Origin of the sequence: uncultured Thiodictyon sp., assembly GCF_903946935.1 — a bacterium.
GTDB lineage: Bacteria > Pseudomonadota > Gammaproteobacteria > Chromatiales > Chromatiaceae > Thiodictyon.
The window spans coordinates 1-3,927 of sequence record NZ_CAJAXH010000197.1 but is presented as its reverse complement, the minus strand read 5'-3'; the positions used below and the strand labels follow the sequence as shown (position 1 = coordinate 3,927).

The following is a 3,927-nucleotide window of genomic DNA, read 5'->3' as shown; positions in this document are numbered from 1 at the left end:
GCACACCGCCGACACCCAAGCTGCCTCCCGCAGAGGTTTGGATCAACCCGCCGGCCGCAGGCTTAACCGAGATCCAAGAGCCTCCCGAGCAACACTAAATTCGACACCCCGGTGTCTCATTTTCATTGACACATTCCGAACCGATCCATGATCGCCAGGTCGAACTGTGCGGGCAACGGCAGGAACAGGTCGTACTCGGTGGAGTTGACGATCTGCTCGACGGATTGGTCGATGTTGCCGATGAAGGCCAGGCTGGCATCGGCGATGACCTCCACCCCGCGGGAGAAGCGGCCGTTCGCCATGAAGTCCTTCATGATCTGGATGGTGTCGGGGTCCTTCACCTTGATGCCGCCGACCTCGTCGAAGGCAACGGTGTCCCAGAAGCCAACCAGGCCGATCTTGTTGCGCGCGTTGTTGTAGAAGAGGACCGACTTGGTCGCCTGGCCGCCGCTGATCAAGGTGGAGTAGGGCGAGAACTCGCTGAAGAAATAGGACTTACCCGTCCCGCGCGGCCCCAGTTCGATAAAGTTGAGGTTGGCCTCGACCAAGGGCGTCAGCCGGGCGATAAAGTGCAACTTAAGCCGCTTGCTCAGCTTGCCGGGTTCCAGCCCAACGGAGCGCAGCACCGCGTCCAGCCACTCATCGCGGCTGAACTGGCCGCGCCCCTCACAGTAACCGGCGAAATCGAAGCGGCTCAACTGGATCGGCCGCAGGTCCTCGACATAGAAGGCGTATTTGTCGGCCTCGATGTCGTTGTGGGCAATTGTCACCTCGGCCCAGATGCCGCCCTCCAGGAGGCGGTCGTTGTCGCGGTAGAACTTCTCGCCGATGGCGATCCGCTGCGAGGCGAAGTTCTCCAGCGCCGCCCAGTGGCGCTTCTCCTTTTCGTGGTAACGGACATGCACCTTGTCGAAGAAGCGATGTTTGCCCTTGGTCGCAACCCGCGACTGGGCGGCATTCGCCTCGTCCGGGCGCACGTAGTTATCCTGAAGCGTGGCAAGCACCGCCTCCATCCCGCCTTGAATCTCAGCGGGATCGTTGCTGGCGCAGTAGCGTGCGAGCAGAAACTCCAGCACGAAGGTGGGCACGTTGGTGCCCTTTTTGATCCGGTGAAGCAGGTCCTTGCGGACGACCTTGCCATCGAAGACCGCGTTCAGCTTCTGGTCGAGCGCGTCCATCACGTATTCACCAACAAGGTATCCCATGGCGCGCTACACCGTGTAGTCGGTCTCAAGTCCGAGGCTGCAATAGACCTCGAGGGTGGTTGGGTTCAGTGCCTTGATGGTGAATTTGCCCTCGAAGTCCATCTGCATCTTGAGGGTCACCTGGACGCGCTCGCCCGGCTTGATGGTCAGGGTCCCGGTGGCCGGGTTGACCAGGCCGCCGGCCTTGGCCTCACCGACCACATTGCCCTTCTTGTCCTGGGCCTCAAGCAGAATCTCAAAGTCCGCGGTTTGCGAGAAGATGTCGCTCTCCAGCAAGACCTCGATCACGGGCAACCGCGTGGTGATGCGCGTGGCGCCGTTCTTGTAACTGATATTGACCGTCGCCTGTTCCAGGACCGGCGCCCCGGTCGGTTCGATCTTGACTGTCAGCACGGGTACGACCAACTCTTGCAGGGACGCTCCCCCGTGGAAATAGAGTAACCCGGACTTATAGGGCGCCATGCTGCGCGGACCGGCCACCTGGTTGAAGTCGCCCCGCACCCCGAGCTTTTCCGCGTTGATGACGAAGCTATGGCTGTCGGCGACGCCGTCACCGAGCAGGCACCGATCATGCACCATCAGCCAGGTCCCCGCGGGCTTGGCGCACACATCGCCGGCCTGCGCCTGCGCGTTCAGAAAGAAGCCGTGGTCGGTGGCGATCACGACCTCATGGAATCCGGCCTTCGCCAGTTTGTGGATCGCGACGCGGATGCGCTTCAGGGTGTCATGAATCAAGCTCAACGTTGTTTCCGGGTTGTTCTCCAGATGACTGTCGATATCCACGCTGCGCAGTACGAGTAGCTTAACGGCCTGGGGCAGCTCATGCTTAGACCGGACGAAGTCACCGAGCCCCATGTCCGCGAAGCGGTCGCCGAGCTTCTTGCGTAGCACCTCCATGCGCTGACTCACATTGGCCACGACCACATCGCCCAGGAGCGGCACCAGGGCATCGTCTTTGCGGGCCAGCGTGAGCCCTTTGCCCGCACCGGGCAGCAGGCTGGCCATGCCCACCGACGTGATGCTCGGGAGTGCGGCGAAGGCCGCGTGCAGCACCACCGGCGCATCCTCCGCCAACTGCTGTTGCAGGGCCACTCCCAGCTCATAACGCAAGGCATCGACGAGGAAGTACGCCACCCGGCGCCCGCTGTCCTGAAGGTGCGGTGCCACCAGGCGGTCAAACACATCGGCGTTGGCCAGGCGCCCGGCGGGGGGCCAACCCGCGCCTTCCAGGTGCTTGGTAAAGCAGCCCTGAAGTCCCTGCGCCAGCTGCCGGTAGCGCTCCCGCGCCTGCTCGATCACGGCGTCGATGACCGGGTCGCTCTCCAGGTGGTCGCCCACGGCCTGCTCCAGTTCGCGCTGGCGGCGGTCAACCTCACGCAAGCTGCCGAGATAGAAGTCGATCAGCTTTTCCTGCGACTGGGCGTGCCCCGGCAACTGGCGCTCAAAGTCGGCGCAGGCCTCCAGCAGGTGAGCGGCGGCCTCGATCAGTCCCCATTGGGCCTGGCTCTCCCCCTTGCCGATCCACACCGAATGCGCGTGGCGTTGGATGATCGAACGCACCGTATCCGGGTCGTCGCGCTTGAGTGCCGCGACGGCTTGGGCGAAAAAGGTCCGTTCCTCGAACGGAAAGGTATCGCGCAGGCCGAGATCGGTCAGCCCGGCGCAGATTGCGCGCAGGTTGAGTTCGTGCTCGATCGCTTCGGCGCGGTCGATGTAGGTCACGCGGGTCCGCTGGTCATTGCGCAGCCGCTCGCACAGATCGATCACCAGCGGCCGGGCCGAGTCCGGGGCGCGCGGTACATCCGCGAGGGCCTCGGGCAATCCCCCGGGTAGATCGAACACGAACTCACTGAACAGCACGAAGCGCCACAGTTCATCCGCGATGGTCGACCACGCCTTGGCCCGCGTCTTGAGCTTGAGCCCGAAGGCCGCCTTGAACAGGTCCCGCGCCTCACCGACCCAGGTGTCCTGACCCTTCAGCGCCTGGGCCTGGTGAGCGCCCGGGGCGAGCAGCGCGAACAGGATGTCGCGCGTCGATTCAGTCGCCAGCAGGGCGCGCAGACAGGGCCAGCCGAGTCCGCCGCCAACGGCATCGATCACCGCAAAACTGGGGGCGGGGTTCTCGCTAAAGATGCGGCGGATTTCGATGGCGTGGTCCGGCTTGGCCTTGAGGCAGAGGCTCAGATACTCATCGCCGTCACCCGCGGGAAAGGTACTGCCGCACCCGCCGTAGAGCGAAAACGGGTCGCGCTGCCGGTCTTCGTCGGTGACGGGTGCCGCGGTGGGGACATAGATCAGCAGTCCAGTGGTCTTGGTCTGGGGCTGCGCGAGCTCGCCAAGCAGGCCAAGCGCCAACTCCCGGCTCTCGATACTGCTCTGTGAGGCATCGACGACCTTGAGCCCCTCGGCATTCATGCCCATGCACAGCTCGTGATACCGGCGTGCCGGGTCGTAGACGACCAAGACGCCGGTGCCGCCGAGGCGCGGCAGCAGGACGTCAGTCTGGATATAGGTGGCGATGCTCACTGGCTAAAGGAACAGATCGGCATGCACGTTGAAACGACGCGCCAGCTTCTTGGCAATGTCTTTACTGATCGGTCGCTTGCCGTTCAGGATATCGGAAATGCGACTTTGGGGCGCGCAGTCAGCAAGGTCTTCCTGCTTCAAGTCGTGCTGTTCCATCAGGAAACGCAACACCTCGCGCGGTGGCGCCTCTGGGATG

3 protein-coding genes are annotated in these 3,927 nt (G+C 63.4%); all 3 read right to left on the bottom strand.

The genetic code is table 11. The annotated features are described in order from the left end of the window. Nucleotides 1-122: 122 nt before the first annotated feature. The gene (brxL, locus tag QZX93_RS16555) at nucleotides 123-1,205 is read right to left on the bottom strand and encodes a BREX system Lon protease-like protein BrxL (protein WP_295390496.1); all 1,083 of its coding nucleotides are present in this window, start codon (nucleotides 1,203-1,205) and stop codon (nucleotides 123-125) included. A 6-nt stretch (nucleotides 1,206-1,211) separates the two neighbouring features. After that, the gene (locus tag QZX93_RS16550) at nucleotides 1,212-3,731 is read right to left on the bottom strand and encodes a PglZ domain-containing protein (protein ID WP_295390493.1); all 2,520 of its coding nucleotides are present in this window, start codon (nucleotides 3,729-3,731) and stop codon (nucleotides 1,212-1,214) included. Nucleotides 3,732-3,734: 3 nt separating this feature from the next. Next, a partial coding sequence (locus QZX93_RS16545; protein ID WP_295390491.1) for a helix-turn-helix domain-containing protein occupies nucleotides 3,735-3,927 on the bottom strand: 193 nt, incomplete at its 5' end.

Excerpts from the sequence above, each read along its gene's own strand:
- brxL (WP_295390496.1), bottom strand. The coding sequence starts at position 1,205 with ATGGGATACCTTGTTGGTGAATACGTGATGGACGCGCTCGACCAGAAG.